The 15,316-nt window shown below is 73.1% G+C and carries 14 protein-coding genes and 1 pseudogene; 8 read left to right on the top strand and 7 right to left on the bottom strand.

The window, feature by feature from the left end; translation table 11 throughout:
- Positions 1 to 36 precede the first annotated feature (36 nt).
- The 5 genes from ACIP5M_RS13820 to ACIP5M_RS13800 all read left to right on the top strand — a co-directional run bounded on the left by ACIP5M_RS13820 (position 37) and on the right by ACIP5M_RS13800 (position 6,204).
- Positions 37 to 513 carry a hypothetical protein gene (locus tag ACIP5M_RS13820; protein ID WP_401196101.1) on the top strand — a complete coding sequence of 159 codons (477 nt, stop codon included), beginning with the start codon at positions 37 to 39 and terminating at the stop codon, positions 511 to 513.
- Between the two features lie 46 nt (positions 514 to 559).
- Positions 560 to 1,789 carry an arginine deiminase gene (locus tag ACIP5M_RS13815; protein ID WP_401196099.1) on the top strand — a complete coding sequence of 410 codons (1,230 nt, stop codon included), beginning with the start codon at positions 560 to 562 and terminating at the stop codon, positions 1,787 to 1,789.
- A 191-nt stretch (positions 1,790 to 1,980) separates the two neighbouring features.
- Positions 1,981 to 2,991, top strand: a complete 1,011-nt coding sequence (argF, locus tag ACIP5M_RS13810) for an ornithine carbamoyltransferase (protein ID WP_401196096.1) — start codon at positions 1,981 to 1,983, stop codon at positions 2,989 to 2,991.
- 116 nt (positions 2,992 to 3,107) lie between these two features.
- The gene (locus ACIP5M_RS13805; RefSeq protein WP_401196094.1) at positions 3,108 to 3,935 is read left to right on the top strand and encodes an enoyl-CoA hydratase family protein; all 828 of its coding nucleotides are present in this window, start codon (positions 3,108 to 3,110) and stop codon (positions 3,933 to 3,935) included.
- Between the two features lie 19 nt (positions 3,936 to 3,954).
- On the top strand, positions 3,955 to 6,204 hold the full coding sequence (locus ACIP5M_RS13800) for a bifunctional salicylyl-CoA 5-hydroxylase/oxidoreductase (RefSeq protein ID WP_401196092.1): 2,250 nt from the start codon (positions 3,955 to 3,957) through the stop codon (positions 6,202 to 6,204).
- Positions 6,205 to 6,212: 8 nt separating this feature from the next.
- On the opposite strand, the gene ACIP5M_RS13795 is transcribed toward ACIP5M_RS13800, so the two are convergent.
- Genes ACIP5M_RS13795 through ACIP5M_RS13780 form a run of 4 tightly spaced genes read right to left on the bottom strand, consistent with a single transcriptional unit; the run spans position 6,213 to position 9,980 of the window.
- Positions 6,213 to 6,668 carry a hypothetical protein gene (locus ACIP5M_RS13795; RefSeq protein ID WP_401196090.1) on the bottom strand — a complete coding sequence of 152 codons (456 nt, stop codon included), beginning with the start codon at positions 6,666 to 6,668 and terminating at the stop codon, positions 6,213 to 6,215.
- Positions 6,665 to 7,504: a GNAT family N-acetyltransferase gene (locus ACIP5M_RS13790; RefSeq protein ID WP_401196088.1), complete on the bottom strand. Its 840-nt coding sequence runs from the start codon at positions 7,502 to 7,504 to the stop codon at positions 6,665 to 6,667. Before ACIP5M_RS13790 ends, ACIP5M_RS13795 begins: the two co-directional genes overlap by 4 nt.
- Before the next feature lie 48 nt (positions 7,505 to 7,552).
- Entirely contained in the window at positions 7,553 to 8,353 is an 801-nt protein-coding gene (locus ACIP5M_RS13785; protein ID WP_401196085.1) for a PaaX family transcriptional regulator C-terminal domain-containing protein, read from the bottom strand.
- A gap of 4 nt (positions 8,354 to 8,357) precedes the next feature.
- Positions 8,358 to 9,980, bottom strand: a complete 1,623-nt coding sequence (locus ACIP5M_RS13780; protein WP_401196083.1) for an AMP-binding protein — start codon at positions 9,978 to 9,980, stop codon at positions 8,358 to 8,360.
- A gap of 122 nt (positions 9,981 to 10,102) precedes the next feature.
- Here ACIP5M_RS13780 and ACIP5M_RS13775 point away from each other — a divergent pair.
- Together ACIP5M_RS13775 and ACIP5M_RS13770 are read left to right on the top strand one after the other, a co-directional pair.
- A pseudogene (locus ACIP5M_RS13775) lies at positions 10,103 to 11,218 on the top strand (acyl-CoA dehydrogenase family protein); the annotation flags it as partial.
- A gap of 39 nt (positions 11,219 to 11,257) precedes the next feature.
- On the top strand, positions 11,258 to 11,659 hold the full coding sequence (locus ACIP5M_RS13770) for a RidA family protein (RefSeq protein ID WP_401196346.1): 402 nt from the start codon (positions 11,258 to 11,260) through the stop codon (positions 11,657 to 11,659).
- A gap of 58 nt (positions 11,660 to 11,717) precedes the next feature.
- Here ACIP5M_RS13770 and ACIP5M_RS13765 read toward each other — a convergent pair whose 3' ends face one another.
- Positions 11,718 to 11,921 carry a 4-oxalocrotonate tautomerase family protein gene (locus ACIP5M_RS13765; protein WP_401196081.1) on the bottom strand — a complete coding sequence of 68 codons (204 nt, stop codon included), beginning with the start codon at positions 11,919 to 11,921 and terminating at the stop codon, positions 11,718 to 11,720.
- A gap of 54 nt (positions 11,922 to 11,975) precedes the next feature.
- Complete coding sequence (locus ACIP5M_RS13760) at positions 11,976 to 12,758, bottom strand: SDR family NAD(P)-dependent oxidoreductase (protein ID WP_401196079.1); 783 nt, start codon at positions 12,756 to 12,758, stop codon at positions 11,976 to 11,978.
- Between the two features lie 119 nt (positions 12,759 to 12,877).
- Between ACIP5M_RS13760 and ACIP5M_RS13755 the strand changes: the two genes are divergently transcribed.
- The gene (locus ACIP5M_RS13755) at positions 12,878 to 13,792 is read left to right on the top strand and encodes a LysR family transcriptional regulator (RefSeq protein ID WP_401196077.1); all 915 of its coding nucleotides are present in this window, start codon (positions 12,878 to 12,880) and stop codon (positions 13,790 to 13,792) included.
- Positions 13,793 to 13,798: 6 nt separating this feature from the next.
- Here the strand turns inward: ACIP5M_RS13755 and ACIP5M_RS13750 are convergent, their stop codons facing one another.
- A complete protein-coding gene (locus ACIP5M_RS13750) occupies positions 13,799 to 15,169 on the bottom strand; it encodes an aminopeptidase P family protein (protein WP_401196075.1) in 1,371 nt (456 codons plus the stop codon).
- Positions 15,170 to 15,316 lie beyond the last annotated feature (147 nt).

The raw sequence follows: 15,316 nt of genomic DNA, 5'->3' as shown, positions 1-15,316 counted from the left end.
ATGAAGATGACCGCGCGCGGAAGCATTGCGGCGCTCATGACCTGTATGGCAGCGGCCGGCGCGGCCACCCCGGCCGTGGCCGATTCGGTGCCGGTCGGTGTCCCGCTCGACGCCGTGGAGACCGCGCTGGGCGTGGACACCCCGCGCCTGGCCACCGGGGTGCCGGTCCCCATCACCGGAGCACCGGAGGCGCCCCGCTTCCACAAGGGGAACATGCTCCCCACCCCTCTCCTCCCGGTGATCCCGATCGGTGCCGAGCTCGGCGACACCCTCGTCACCTCGCCGGTGCCGAACCTGCTGGGCAAGCCGGAGACCGACGGCGAGGGCTCGCTGGAGGCTCCGGCCACCAACCTGCTGGCCCGGACCCCCGGCCTGGTCGCCGGCGGTCTGCTGACGATGCCGGACGCCTCCAATTCGGGGGTGCCGAACCTGACCGCCCCCGAGCTGGGCGTGATCGCCCCGGAGCTGACCGGGGCGCCGGAGGCGCTCCTGGGTCTGGCGCTGCCCCGCTGAGCAGACACCGGGTCAAAAGGCCGCCCGGTCTGCGAACGTGTACGGCATGGGATTCCATGTCGATTCCGAGACCGGGCGGCTTCGCCGCGTCATCCTCCACCGGCCCGACCTGGAGCTGAGGCGGCTCACACCGAGCAACAAGGACGCGCTCCTCTTCGACGACGTGCTGTGGGTGCGCCGGGCCCGCCAGGAGCACGACGGCTTCGCGGACGTACTGCGCGACCGGGGCGTGGAGGTCCACCTCTTCGGCGACCTGCTGCGCGAGGCCCTCGACATCCCGGAGGCGAGACGCCTCGTACTGGACCGGGTGTTCGACGAGAAGGAGTACGGGCCGCTCGCCACCGACCACCTGCGGGCGGTCTTCGACGGTCTGGGTTCGGCCGCGCTCGCCGAGGCGCTGGTCGGTGGGATGACCAAGCGCGAGTTCCTGGCCCGGCACGCGGAGCCGGTCTCGGTGCGCTTCCACGCCATGGACGTGGACGACTTCCTGCTGGGCCCGCTGCCCAACCACCTCTTCACCCGGGACACTTCGGCGTGGATCTACGACGGGGTGTCCATCAACGCGATGCGCTGGCCGGCCCGGCAGCGCGAGACGGTCCACTTCGAGGCGATCTACCGGCACCACCCGCTCTTCACCTCCTCCGGCGCCTTTCACTACTGGTCCCAGGGGCAGTCGGACTACCCGTCGACGATCGAGGGCGGGGACGTGCTCGTCCTCGGGAACGGTGCGGTGCTCATCGGGATGAGCGAGCGCACCACCCCGCAGGCGGTGGAGATGCTGGCCCGGGGCCTGTTCGCGGCCGGGTCGGCCACCAGCATCGTGGCGCTGGACATGCCGAAGCGGCGGGCCTTCATGCACCTGGACACGGTGATGACGATGGTGGACGGAGATACGTTCACCCAGTACGCCGGGCTCGGCATGCTCCGCTCCTACACGATCGAGCCGGGCGAGGGGGCGAGCGAGCTGAAGGTGACCGACCACGCGCCGGAGCAGATGCACCGGGCCATCGCGACGGCGCTCGGACTGGACTCGATCCGGGTGCTGACGGCGGGGCAGGACGTGCATTCGGCGGAGCGCGAGCAGTGGGACGACGGGTGCAACGTGCTGGCCGTGGAGCCGGGGGTGGTGGTCGCCTACGAGCGGAACGTCACCACCAACACCCACCTGCGCAAGGAGGGCATCGAGGTGATCGAGATCCCGGGCAGCGAGCTGGGCCGGGGCCGGGGCGGACCGCGCTGCATGAGCTGTCCGGTGGAGCGCGACGCCGTGGCCTGAGCCGTGGCGCGGACCCGTGCGGCGGTCCGGTGCGCGGGTCCGGTGCGCGGTGCGCGGGAGGCCGAGGGCGGGCGGCGGCGCGGACCGGCAGGGCCTGCTGAGGCAGCGATCACATATCCGTATACCAATGCAGAGGATCGTATAGACTTCCAACTTCCCACACCCTGTCACCGTGACGCTGGAGCGATCCCATGGTCCCCGCCCTCGCAGGCCGCAGTTTCCTCAAGGAGCTCGACTTCACCGCCGCCGAGTTCCGCGGCCTGATCGAGCTCGCCGCCGAGCTCAAGGCGGCCAAGAAGGCCGGCACCGAGCAGCCCTCGCTCCAGGGCAGGAACATCGCGCTGATCTTCGAGAAGACCTCCACGCGCACCCGCTGCGCCTTCGAGGTCGCCGCCGCCGACCAGGGGGCCCGCACCACCTACCTCGACCCCTCCGGCTCCCAGATGGGCCACAAGGAGTCGGTCAAGGACACCGCCCGGGTGCTCGGCCGGATGTTCGACGGGATCGAGTATCGCGGTGACAGCCAGGACACCGTCGAGGAACTCGCCGCCCACGCGGGCGTGCCCGTCTTCAACGGCCTCACCGACGACTGGCACCCCACCCAGATGCTGGCCGACGTGCTCACCATGACCGAGCACTGCGCCAAGCCGCTGGAGCGGATCTCCTTCGCCTATCTCGGCGACGCCCGTTTCAACATGGGCAACTCCTACCTCGTGACCGGCGCGCTGCTGGGCATGGACGTACGGATCGTGGCGCCCGAGGCCTACTGGCCGGCCGCGCCCGTGGTGGCGGCGGCGCGCGAGCTCGCCGCCCGCAGCGGGGCCAGGATCACCCTGACCGAGCGGATCGACGAGGGCGTGGCCCAGGCCGACTTCGTCATCACCGACATCTGGGTGTCCATGGGCGAGCCCAAGGAGGTCTGGGACGAGCGGATCGAGGCCCTGTCCCCGTATGCCGTGACCATGGACGTGCTGCGCGCCACCGGGAACCCGGAGGTGAAGTTCATGCACTGCCTCCCGGCCTTCCACGACCTCGGCACCAAGGTGGCCCGCGAGATCCACGAGCGGCGCGGACTGGAATCGCTGGAGGTGACGGACGAGGTGTTCGAGTCGGCTCACTCGGTCGTCTTCGACGAGGCCGAGAACCGGCTGCACACGATCAAGGCCGTCCTCGTCGCCACGCTCGGCAAGCGCGGCGCATAGTCATGCCTCCGGGCACCGCGGCGGGCCGCGGCGGTCCGCCGCGGTCCCGTACGCGACGCTCCCCGAATGTCGCGCTTCTGTGACGGCAGTCACGTTCCAGTGATACCGTCGGGGGTGTGAGCCCCTTCACCGGTTCCACACCAGCGACCGAACGGTGGCGCCACCTGCGGGTGACCCGGCAGGACGGCGTGGCCACCGTCACCTTCGACCGCCCCGACAAGCTGAACGCGCTCACCTTCGGCGCCTACGCCGACCTGCGCGATCTGCTGGCCGAACTGTCCCGTGAGCGTTCCGTACGCGCCCTCGTGCTCGGCGGCGAGGGACGCGGCTTCTGCTCCGGCGGCGACGTGGACGAGATCATCGGCGCCACCCTCGCCATGGACACCGCCCAGCTCCTCGACTTCAACCGGATGACCGGCCAGGTCGTCCGCGCGATCCGCGAATGCCCCTTCCCGGTGATCGCCGCCGTGCACGGGGTGGCCGCCGGGGCCGGAGCCGTCCTCGCGCTCGCCGCCGACTTCCGGATCGCCGACCCCAGCGCCCGCTTCGCCTTCCTCTTCACCCGCGTCGGCCTCTCCGGCGGCGACATGGGCGCCGCCTACCTGCTGCCCCGCGTCGTCGGCCTCGGCCACGCCACCCGCCTGCTGATGCTCGGAGAGCCCGTACGCGCACCCGAGGCCGAGCGGATCGGCCTGCTCAGCGAACTCACCGAAGAGGGCAAGGCGCACGTACGGGCCGCCGAACTCGCCGCGCACCTGGCGGCCGGCCCCGCCCTCGCCTACGCGCAGACCAAGGCGCTGCTCACCGCCGAACTCGACATGCCGCTGGCCGCCTCCGTCGAAATGGACGCGGCCACCCAGGCCCTCCTGATGAACGGCCAGGACTACGCGGAGTTCCACGCCGCCTTCACCGGCAAGCGCCCGCCCGACTGGAAGGGCAGGTAGCGGGATGACACCGCGCCGGATGCCCGCGGAAGCCCTGCGGGTCGCGGTCGTCGGCGGAGGACCCGGCGGGCTGTACGCCGCCGCGCTGCTGGCCCGCCAGGGGCACACCGTCGAGGTCTGGGAACGCGGCGCGCCGGACGAGACCTTCGGCTTCGGCGTGGTGCTCTCCGACGAGACCCTCGGCGGCATCGAGCGGGCGGACAGCGTGGTCTACGCCGCCCTGAGCGCGGAGTTCGTGCGCTGGGACGACGTGGACGTCGTGCACCGGGGCCGGCTGCTGACCTCCGGCGGCCACGGCTTCGCCGCCCTCGGGCGGCGCCGGCTCCTCGAGATCCTCCACGAGCGCTGCGCCGGTCTGGGCGTCCGGCTCCGCTTCCGCACCGGACCGGTGACCGCCGAGGACCTCGCGGCCTCGTACGACCTCGTCGTCGCGGCCGACGGCGTGCACAGCGCGACCCGGGAGGCCGGGGCCGCGCACTTCGGGCCGACCGTGACGAACGGGCGCTGCCGGTACATCTGGCTCGCCGCCGACTTCGCCTTCGAGGCCTTCCGCTTCGAGATCGCGGAAACCGAGTACGGGGTGATGCAGCTGCACGCCTACCCCTACGCCGCCGACGCCTCCACGGTGATCGTGGAGATGCGGGAGGAGGTGTGGCGGGCGGCGGGCTTCGACCTGTGCGACGAGACCGAATCGGCGGCCCGCTGCGGCAAGATCTTCAGCGAGGCCCTGCGGGGCCGGCCGCTGCGGGGCAACCGCTCGGCGTGGACGGCCTTCCGTACCGTCGTCAACGACCGCTGGTCCCACGGCAACGTGGTGCTGCTCGGCGACGCCGCGCACACCGCCCACTTCTCCATCGGATCCGGCACCAAACTCGCCGTCGAGGACGCCCTCGCGCTCGCCGAAGCGGTGGCCGCCGAGGCGGACGTACCGGCGGCCCTCATCGCGTACGAGGCGGCCCGGCGGCCCGCGGTCGCCAGCACCCAGCGGGCGGCCGCCGCCAGCATGCGCTGGTTCGAGGAGCTCGCCGGCTACGTGGAGCAGCCCGCCCGGCAGTTCGCCTTCAACCTCCTCACCCGCAGCCGGCGCGTCACCCACGACAACCTGCGGCTGCGCGACGAGCGGTTCACGCGGGCCGTGGAACGCGACTTCGGCTGCCCGGACGAGGCCACCCCGCCCATGTTCACCCCCTTCACGCTGCGCGGCCTGACCCTGCGCAACCGGGTCGTCGTCTCACCGATGGACATGTACTGCGCCGAGGACGGCGTACCGGGGGACTTCCACCTCGTGCACCTGGGCGCCCGGGCCCTCGGCGGGGCCGGACTGGTGATGACGGAGATGGTCTGCGTCAGCGCCGAAGGCCGGATCACCCCCGGCTGCACCGGGCTGTACACCGCGGAGCAGGCGGCGGCCTGGCGCCGGATCACCGACTTCGTCCACACCTCCGCGCCCGGGACCGCGCTCGGCGTGCAGCTCGGGCACGCGGGGCGCAAGGGCTCCACCCGCCTGATGTGGGAGGGGATGGACGACCCCCTCCCGCACGGCAACTGGCCGCTCGTGGCCGCATCGGCCCTGCCCTACCGGCCGGGCGTCTCCGCGGTCCCGCGCGCCCTCGCGGAGGCGGACCTGCCGGCCCTGCGCTCCGAGTTCGCGGCGGCCGCCGTCCGCGCCGCCGACTGCGGTTTCGACCTGCTGGAGCTGCACTGCGCCCACGGCTACCTGCTCTCCGGGTTCCTCTCCCCGCTGACCAACCGGCGCACCGACGCCTACGGAGGCTCCCTGGAGAACCGGCTGCGCTTCCCGCTGGAGGTCTTCGACGCGGTCCGCGCCGTCTGGCCCGACGACCGCCCGATGACGGTGCGCCTCTCGGCCACCGACTGGGCGCCGGGCGGCACCTCGCCGGATGAGGCCGTGGAGATCGCGGCCGCCTTCGCCGCCCGCGGCGCGGACGCCATCGACGTCTCGACCGGCCAGGTCGTCGCGGACGAGGCCCCGGAGTACGGGCGCTCGTACCAGACCCCCTACGCCGACCGGATCCGCAACGCGCTGGGCGTCCCCGTCATCGCCGTCGGCGCCATCTCCTCCTGGGACGACGTCAACTCGCTGCTCCTGGCGGGCCGCGCGGACCTGTGCGCCGTCGGCCGCCCCCACCTCTACGACCCGCACTGGACCCTGCACGCGGCCGCCGACCAGTCCTACGAAGGCCCGGCCGCCCCGTGGCCGGCCCCGTACCGCGCGGGCAGCCGCAAGCCGCCCGCGGGGCGCGGCTGAGGTCGCGTTCAGCGCGCCGGGGCCAGCGCCGCGCACTCGTGGCACAGGCAGGGCTCCGGGTGCGGCCAGTGCGGCCAGCGTTCGCTGCGCAGCTCCCAGGCGCGGCGCTCCAGTCGGGGCGCTGCCTCCGCGGCGGCGTCCGCGGCCTCCGGGCCCCAGAACCCGGACCATTCGGCGGCGCGCAGCACGGCCGGGCTGCGCACGAGCTTCGGCCGGAAGGTGTGCAGGTGACGGATGTGGACGTACCCCGACACGTAGCGCCCGGCGTGCCGGGGGCGGCCGACGACCAGGCAGTCCTCCCCGTCCACGATGCCGAAGACGTGGACCCTGGCGCCGCCCCTGAAGGTCTTCGTGCCGGGGCGCAGGCCCTGGCCGCCCTCGCCCCAGCGGCGCCACAGCACGACGTTCGCGGTCAGCATCCAGAGCGGTTCGAGGGGCTCGTCGGGGTCTTCAGGGGCGCTCACAGGGCCTCCACCTCGAGGCGGTCCTCGACCGGGGTGTAGCCCAGGCGCAGGTAGATGCCGTTGCTGGTGGGATTGGCCAGGTCCGTGAAGAGGACGACCTCCGAGGCGCCGGCGGCGTACGCCGCCTGGCTCGCGGCGTGCGTGACCCCGGCGGCGTAGCCGTGGCCGCGGAGGGCGGGCGGGGTGTAGACCGGGCCGACGCGGGCGGCGGAACCGACCGGGCGGGTGAAGGAGGCCAGCGAGACCGGGTCGCCGGCGTCCTCCCAGAGCAGGATGCCGCCGTACGAGATCCGGTCGCGCAGGGCGGTCTCCGAGGCGCCGCCCGGTATCCGGACCTCCACGTGGAAGGCCTCGATCCACTCCAGCAGCAGCGGAAGATCGGCCTCGCCGGCGAGCCGGGCCCGCCCCGCAGGGGCGGGGTCCGGGGCGACCAGCCCGGCCAGCCGGTACAGCCGGGTCTCCTCGGCGACCCGCGTGGGCCGGGCCCAGGCCCCGGCCAGCGCCTCCGCGTCCGGGCGGCGGGCGTTGATCCCGGAGAGCCCGGCGAGCAGCGGCTCGGTGGCGAGCGCGTCCGCGAGCGCCCGTACCGCCTCCTCGGGCACCGCGCCGAGCTGCAGCGGGAACGGCGGGGTGCACAGCAGGCCCGCGGCGACGGAGCCGTCGGCCCCGGTCCACCAACCGAACACGGGGTCGGCGGACCCGTATGCGTGGACCCCCTGCCGCTCCAGCCGGTCGGCGACGGTCAGCAGGAGGGTGTTGGAGACGGGCTGAGCGGCCACGGCCGGAGCGGCCGCGGCCACATAGGCGGCCAGGTCAGAGGTGAAGGTCCAAGTCATGGCCCATCCTGACGCGGCTCCGGACCCGCGTGCGACCGCTTTTCCGGGTCAGGGCTGCGCGAACCGCCCGCCCGCATCCCGCAGCCGCGCGTGCAGCTCGGCGAAGACGGCCGCCGCGCGGTCTCCCGGCCAGTCCGCCGGGAGCAGATCGGGCGGCAGGCCCGGATCGGCGTACGGGAGGCGGCGCCAGCTGTCCAGGGCGAGCAGATACCCGCGGTAGGCCTCCTCGGGGGTCGGCTCCCGACCCGACTGGAGGGCCCGCAGGGCGGGTTCGTGCAGGTCGAGGAACTCCTCGTGCTGCTTGGCCAGCGAGGTCAGGTCCCACCAGCGGGACACGGCCTCCGCGGTCGGCGCGAAGCCGAGGTGCGCGCCCCGGAAGAGCTCCACGTACGGGGTCAGGTGCAGCCGCTCCAGCGTGTGCCCCGTCTCCTCCGCCAGCCCGGCCGGGGCGATCCACACGCCCGGGGCCACCGCGCCGAAACCGAGCCGGGCCAGCCGGGAGCGCAGCAGGTGCCGCTTGTGCCGCTCCTGCTCGGGGACGGAGAACACCGCCACCAGCCACTCGTCCGAGCGGGGCGGGCCGCCGTAGATCCGCCGGTCGCCGTCGTCGAGCAGCTGCCGCGCCTCCTGGGAGAGCTCGTACGCGGCCGAGCCGTCCGCCGCGCGGGCGGGCAGCAGGAAGCCGCGCCGCTTCAGCCGGGACACCGACGAGCGGACCGACGGGGCGTCCACGCCGGCCGCGCCCAGCAGGCGGATCAGCGCGGACACCGGGACCGGGTCCTCGAAGGCCCGCCCGTAGGCTCCGTAGAAGGTGACGATCAGGGATCGCGGGGTGTGCTGCTCGGCCACGGGTTCACTCTAGATCCCGCAGCCGGAAGCGTTGCAGTTTGCCCGTCGCGGTGCGGGGGAGGGAGGGCACGAAGACGAAGGCGCGCGGGCACTTGTGCGGGGCCAGCTCCCCCCGCATGAAGGTGCGCAGATCCTCCTCCGTGAGCACCACACCCTCACGGGTGACGGTGTACGCGACCACGATCTGCCCGCGTCGCTCGTCCGGGCGGCCCACCACAGCGGCCTCCACCACGTCCGGGTGGCGCAGCAGGGCCTCCTCCACCTCCGGGCCGGCGATGTTGTAACCCGCCGAGATGATCATGTCGTCGGCGCGGGCGACGTAACGGAAGTACCCCTCCGGATCGCGTACGTACGTGTCACCGGTCAGGTTCCAGCCGTCCCGTACGTACTCCCCCTGCCGCGGATCGGCCAGGTACCGGCAGCCCACCGGGCCCCGCACGGCCAGCAGCCCCGGCTCGTTGTCCGCGACCGGCCGGCCGGAGGCGTCCACCACCCGCGCCTGCCAGCCCGGAACCACCCGGCCGGTCGTACCCGGCCGGATGTCCTCGTCGGCGGCGGAGATGAAGATGTGCAGCAGCTCCGTGGCGCCGATCCCGTTGATGATCCGCAGCCCGGTGCGCTCGTACCAGGCCTGCCAGGTCGCGGCGGGCAGGTTCTCCCCGGCCGAGACGCAGCGGCGCAGCGCGGAGAGGTCGTACACGCCCACGTCGTACGGGCCCAGCGCGTCCAGCATCGCCCGGTAGGCGGTGGGCGCCGTGAACAGGACCGTCACCCTGTGCCGGGCGAGGGCGGGCAGCAGGTGCCGCGGCGCCGCCTCCTCCAGCAGCAGCGCGGACGCGCCCGCCCGCAGCGGGAAGACGACCAGTCCGCCCAGGCCGAAGGTGAACCCGAGCGGCGGACTGCCGGCGAAGACGTCGTCCGGGCGGGGGCGCAGCACCGTACGGGAGAAGGTGTCGGCCACCGACAGGAGGTCGCGGTGGAAGTGCATGCAGCCCTTGGGGCGCCCGGTGGTGCCGGAGGTGAAGGCGATCAGGGCGACGTCGTCGGCGGAGGTCTCCACGGCGGGGTAGGGCACCCCGTCGTGCCGCTCGGCCAGCCGCAGCAGGTCGTCCGGGGCCTCGCCCCCGTAGGCGGTGATCCGCAGTCCCGGCACCTCGGCCTTGGCCAGGTCGTCCAGTGCCCCGGTGTGGCACACGGCGTGACTCACCCGGGCCATCGCGCAGACCGTGGCCAGCTCCTTCGCCCGTTGCTGGGGCAGGACGGTCACCGCCACCGCCCCGGCCTTCATCACCGCGAGCCAGCAGGCGGCGAGCCAGGGGCCGGTCGGGCCGCGCAGCAGGACCCGGTTGCCGGGGACCACGCCGAGATCGACCGTGAGGACGTGGGCGAGGCGGTCCACCCGCCTGCGCAGCCCGCCGTACGTCCACACCTCGCCGGCGGAGCTGCGGAAGGCCGGCCGGTCCGGCCCGAAGCGGTCGATGGTGGCGTCCAGCAGCTCGGCCCCGCAGTTCAGACGGTCCGGATAGGCCAGTTCGGGGAGTTCGAAGAGCAGTTCCGGCCAGCTGCCCGGGGGCGGCAGATGGTCGCGCGCGAAAGTGTCGGCGTGAGCGGAAGGCTTGAGTTCCAAGGCGGGTTCGCCCCCTTGCAACGGTCCCGGGTGTGGGGTGGAGCCGGCCGTGCTGTTGCATCACGAGCGTATCGTGATGGTGACGGCAGTCAACAGGACGCGATAGATGCGGGGACATTCGGATGACCGGATTCGCGCTCGGGGTGGACCAGGAGGAATGGTGCGGGCAGTTGCGCGCACTGGCGGCGGACCGGCTCAGGCCGCTCGCCGAGAAGGGGGAGCCGGGACGGGTCAACCGGCCCCTGCTCGCGGAGCTGGGTGAGCTGGGCCTGTTGGAGCGGGTGTTCACGTCGGGCGCCCTGGAGCTGTGCCTGCTGCGCGAATCCCTCGCCCACGGCTGTACGGAGGCGGAGACGGCCCTCGCCCTCCAGGGGCTCGGGGCCCACCCGGTCCTGCGGGCCGGGACCGCGGCGCAGCGGGAACGGTGGCTGCCGGCGGTCCGCGCGGGACGGGCGGTGGCGGGCTTCGCGCTGAGCGAGCCCGGGGCGGGCTCGGACGCGGCGGCCCTGGCGCTGGCGGCGGCCCCCGACCCGGCGGGGGGCTGGCGGCTCAGCGGGGAGAAGTGCTGGATCTCCAACGCGCCGGAGGCGGATTTCTACACCGTGTTCGCCCGGACGGGTGAGGGCCCGGGGGCGAAGGGCGTATCCGCCTTCCTGGTTCCGGCCGACCGCCCCGGACTGGGCGGGCAGCCCCTGGACATGCTGTCCCCGCACCCCATCGGCTCCCTGTCCTTCGACGGGGTCCCGGTCGGCCGCGACGACCTCCTGGGCGAGCCCGGCCGGGGCTTCCGGGTCGCGATGGACACCCTGAACCTCTTCCGGCCGAGCGTCGGCGCGTTCGCGGTGGGCATGGCCCGCGCGGCGCTCGACGCGACCCTCGCGCACACCGCGGACCGAACGGCCTTCGGCGGGACGTTGAGCGACCTGCAGGCGGTCGCGCACCGGGTGGCCGAGATGGCCACCCGCACGGAGGCGGCCCGGCTGCTGGTCTACGCGGCGGCCGCCGCCTACGACAGGGACCCCGGCTCCCCGGAGGTCCCGCGCCGGGCGGCGATGGCGAAACTGCTGGCCACCGAGACGGCCCAGTACGTGGTGGACCACGCGGTCCAGCTGCACGGGGCCGTGGCCCTGCGGCGGGGCCACCTGCTGGAACACCTCTACCGGGAGGTGCGGGCGCCCCGGATCTACGAGGGGGCGAGCGAGGTGCAGCGCGGCATCATCGCGAAGGAGCTGTACCGGGCGCGCACGAGGGCCGTGCCGGGGGGAGGTGGGCGCGCGATGAGCCTGGAACGGATCAACCCGCCGGAGCTGTCGCCGCCGACGGGTTTCTCGCACGCCGTCACCGCGACGACCGGTTCCCGGCTGGTGTTCCTGGCCGGCCAGACCGCGCTGGACGGCGCCGGCAAGGTGGTGGGGGAGAGCCTGCCGGAGCAGTTCGAGGTGGCCCTGACCAACCTCCTGACGGCCCTGGCAGCCTCCGGCGGCACCCCGGCCGACCTGGCCCGGGTGACGGTGTACGCGGTCGACGTGCCGGCGTACCGCAGGCACGCCCCCGAACTGGGCCGGATCTGGCGCCGCCTGGCGGGCCGCGACTATCCGGCGATGGCCGTCATCGGCGCGGTCCGCCTCTGGGACGAGCAGGCCCTCGTCGAACTGGACGGCATCGCGGTGCTCCCCTGAGCGCTGCAGGTCGTGTCTTCGAAGTCCCGTCCGCCCGGCGCCACTTTGACGACACGACCTAGCGCGTGCGGCGGCGGTACTCCTCCGTCGGGACGCCGCCGACGCCCCAGTTCTCGAGGTCGACCTCGTCGATGACGACGAACGTGGTCGCCGGGTCCTTGTCGAGGACCTTGACCAGCAGGTCGGTGACTCCGGCGATGATCTCGGCCTTCTGGGCGGCGGTGGCGCCTTCGCGGGTGATCCTGACGTTGACGTACGGCATGGCGGATGTCCTTCCGGTGGGTAGGCGTGGGGTGTTGGGCGGGGAGCGGGGACCTCAGGCGGCGCGGCCGATGACGTGGCCGCCGTCCACGCGCAGGGCGTGTCCCGTGACGAAATCGGCGTGCGCCAGGTAGAGGACCGCCTCGGAGATCTCGGACACCTCACCGATCCGGTTCAGCAGGTGGATTCCGCCGAACGAGTCCACGTCGGAGTCCCCGTGCAGCGGGGTGCGGACGATTCCGGCCGCGACGAGGTTGACCCGGATGCCGTCCGCCGCGAGCTCCGCGGCCAGGCTCGTCGTCAGCGCGTGCACCCCCGCCTTGCTCACCACCGGTGCGGAGGCCGGGAAACCCGCCAGCGCGTGGTCCACCAGGACGGTGCCGATGTTGACGATGCTGCCGCCCCCGCCCTGCGCGCGCAGCGCCCGTACGAAGGCCTGGGTCGTGAGGTAAGTGCCCTTCAGATTGCCCGTCAGGAAGCCGTCGAGCTCCTCCGGCGTGACCTCCGTGAACGGCCTGGAGGCGAAGGTGCCGGCGTTGTTGACCAGGACGTCGAGGCGGCCGAAGCGGTCGAGTGCGGTACGGACGAGCGCCTCGCCGGTCTCCGGTTCGGCGATGCTGCCCGCGACCCAGGCGGTCCGTTCGGGGTGGCCCAGGCCGGCCGCGGCCTTGGCCAGGCGTTCGGGGTCCCGGCCGTTGAGGACGACGTCGGCGCCGCTCGCCAGGAAGGCCCGGGCGACGTCCAGCCCGATGCCGCTGGAGGCACCCGTGATCAATGCGGTGGTCGGGGTGGTGCTGGTGCTGGTGCTGGTGCTGATGTTGGTGCTGGTCTCGGTCATTTTCGTGGGCCCTTCGCGGCTGAACGGTTCGGTGGGTTCGTCGTGCTGACACCAGAAACGTAAGAGCCTTCAACCGATAAGACCACGACGTACTTTGGAGCATGTGATAATCCCAGGTTATGGATGTGGATCTGCGTGACCTGGAGCTCCTGGAGGCCACCGCGGAGGCCGGCTCACTGACCGCCGCCGCCGAGCGGCTCTTCGTCAGCCAGCCCGCCCTCAGCCAGCGGCTGACCCGCATGGAGGGCCGCCTCGGCATGCCCCTGTTCGACCGCAAGGGCCGCCGTCTGGTCCCGAACGCCGCCGGCCGCCGGCTGCTGGTCGCCGCCCGCCAGGTCCTCGGCGAACTGGAGTCCGCCTCCCGCGATCTGCGGGAGATCCGCGACGGCCGCGACCGGCGGGTCCGCTTCGCCGCGCAGTGCAGCACCACCTTCCCGTGGCTGCCGCCCGTGCTGCGCGCCTTCCGCGCGCGCGAACCCGACACCGAGGTGCGGATCGAGACCGTCCCCGACGACGCGCCGATCCCGGCGCTCCTCGCCGACCGGATCGACGTCGCGCTCGTCACCAAGCCGGACCTGCAGATGGACCGGGTGTCCCTGACCACGTTGTTCGACGACGAGATGATGGCCGTGGTGCCGGCCGGCCACCCCTGGTCCTCCCGCGAGCACCTGACCGCCCGCGACTTCGACGGCGCCGACCTCGTCCTCTACGACTTCTACGACCAGAAGCGCATCCCGTCGATGCCGCTGCCCCTCCCCCCGGGCGCCCGCCCGGCCAGGATCACCACCATGCCGGTGGTGACCGACCTGGTGGTGGAGATGGTGGCGGGCGGCCAGGGCGTGACGGTGCTGCCGAACTGGGTGGCCGCCCCCTACGTGGACTCGCACGGCCTCGCCCTGGTCCGCATCGGCGCGCAGCCGCTGACCCGCACCTGGTACTGCGCCACCCGCACCGGCCCCCGCCCGGCCCATCTGGACGTCTTCGTCGAGGAACTCATCACCCGGCTCAAGTCCCCGGACCGCCACTCGCGTTGATGTGTCCTAACCGTTCAGGAGGCGTCCCATCCACTCCTCGATGCCGTCCACCGTGCGCGGCAGGGCGCCCGACATCAGGCGGGCGCCGTCCGCGGTGACGACCAGGTCGTCCTCGATGCGCACCCCGATCCCGCGCAGCTCCGCCGGCAGGGTCTCGTCGTCCGGCTGGAGGTAGAGGCCCGGCTCCACCGTCAGGACCTGGCCTTCCTCCAGGACGCCGTCCAGGTACGTCTCCGACCGTGCCTGCGCGCAGTCGTGCACGTCGAGGCCGAGCATGTGCCCGCTGCTGCACAGCGTGTACCGCCGGTGCAGGTCGCCCTCCGCGTGCTTCAGGACCCCCCACTCCGCCAGGCCCTCCGCGATCACCCGCATGCCGGCCCGGTGGAAGTCCCGGAAGCTCGCCCCCGGTCGCAGGGCGGCCATGCCCGCCTCCTGGGCGGCCAGGACCAGTTCGTAGACCTGCCGCTGGACGGGGGAGAAGCGGCCCGACAGCGGGAGGGTGCGGGTGATGTCCGCCGTGTAGAGGGTGTCCGTCTCCACACCCGCGTCCAGGAGCAGCAGTTCGTCCGGGTTCAGCCGGCCGTCGTTGCGGATCCAGTGCAGGACGCACGCGTGCGCGCCCGATGCCGCGATCGTGTCGTAGCCGGTGCCGTTTCCCTCCGCCCGGGCGCGCAGGCCGAAGACCCCCTCGATCCACCGCTCCCCGCGCGGATGCGCCAGGGCGCGCGGCAGTGCCCGTACGACGTCCTCGAAGCCCGCCGCCGTGTGGTCGACCGCCAGCTGGAGCTGCTCGACCTCCCAGGCGTCCTTCACCAGCCGCAATTCCGAGAGAACGGTGGCCAGTTCGCCGTCGGTCGCGGCGTTGCGGCCCGCCGGTGACCCCAGTGCGTCCAGGTGGGCGCAGCGGATGCCGGTGAGGGCTTCCGCTTCCGCCAGGTCGGCGCGGCGTCCCACCCAGAACTCCCCGTAGCGGCGGTCCCGGTAGAACTCCTCGTTCCCGCCCGCCCGCGGCGAACGCGGCCGCAGGTAGAGGATGGCCTCGTGGGCGTGCGGCCCCGAGGGCTCCAGGACCAGGACGTGGCCCACCTGGTCCTCGCCCGTCAGTCCGGTCAGCCAGGCGTACGCGCTGTGCGGGCGGAAGCGGTGGTCACAGTCGTTGGAGCGGACCTTCAGCTCGCCGGCCGGGATGATCAGCCGCTCTCCCGGGAAGCGCGCCGAGAGCCGGGCCCGGCGGGCGGGGGTGACGGCGTGGCCGGGGACGCGGTCGACCCCGGGCAGGGGGGAGGCGGCCCAGTTCCCCGCCATGAATCGGGACAACTCCGGGGATACCGGCAGGTCGTGGCTGCCCGTGTGGAGGCGGGAGGAGGTGTCGGTCAACGAGGGCTCCCTCAAGAAGGTGCGAACTGGTGGGCGCACAGGTCTTGTCAGTGCAATTTCACATTACTATGTTACAGCTCACACCGCGGCACGTTAATCCCCGTCAAACGCCGCGTGACCCGGGGCTGTTGACCCGCGCCGTCGACC

Origin of the sequence: Streptomyces sp. NPDC088762, from assembly GCF_044750905.1 — a bacterium.
Taxonomy (GTDB): domain Bacteria; phylum Actinomycetota; class Actinomycetes; order Streptomycetales; family Streptomycetaceae; genus Streptomyces.
The sequence above is the reverse complement of the archived record's forward strand: the minus strand, read 5'-3'. Positions and strand labels throughout refer to the sequence as shown.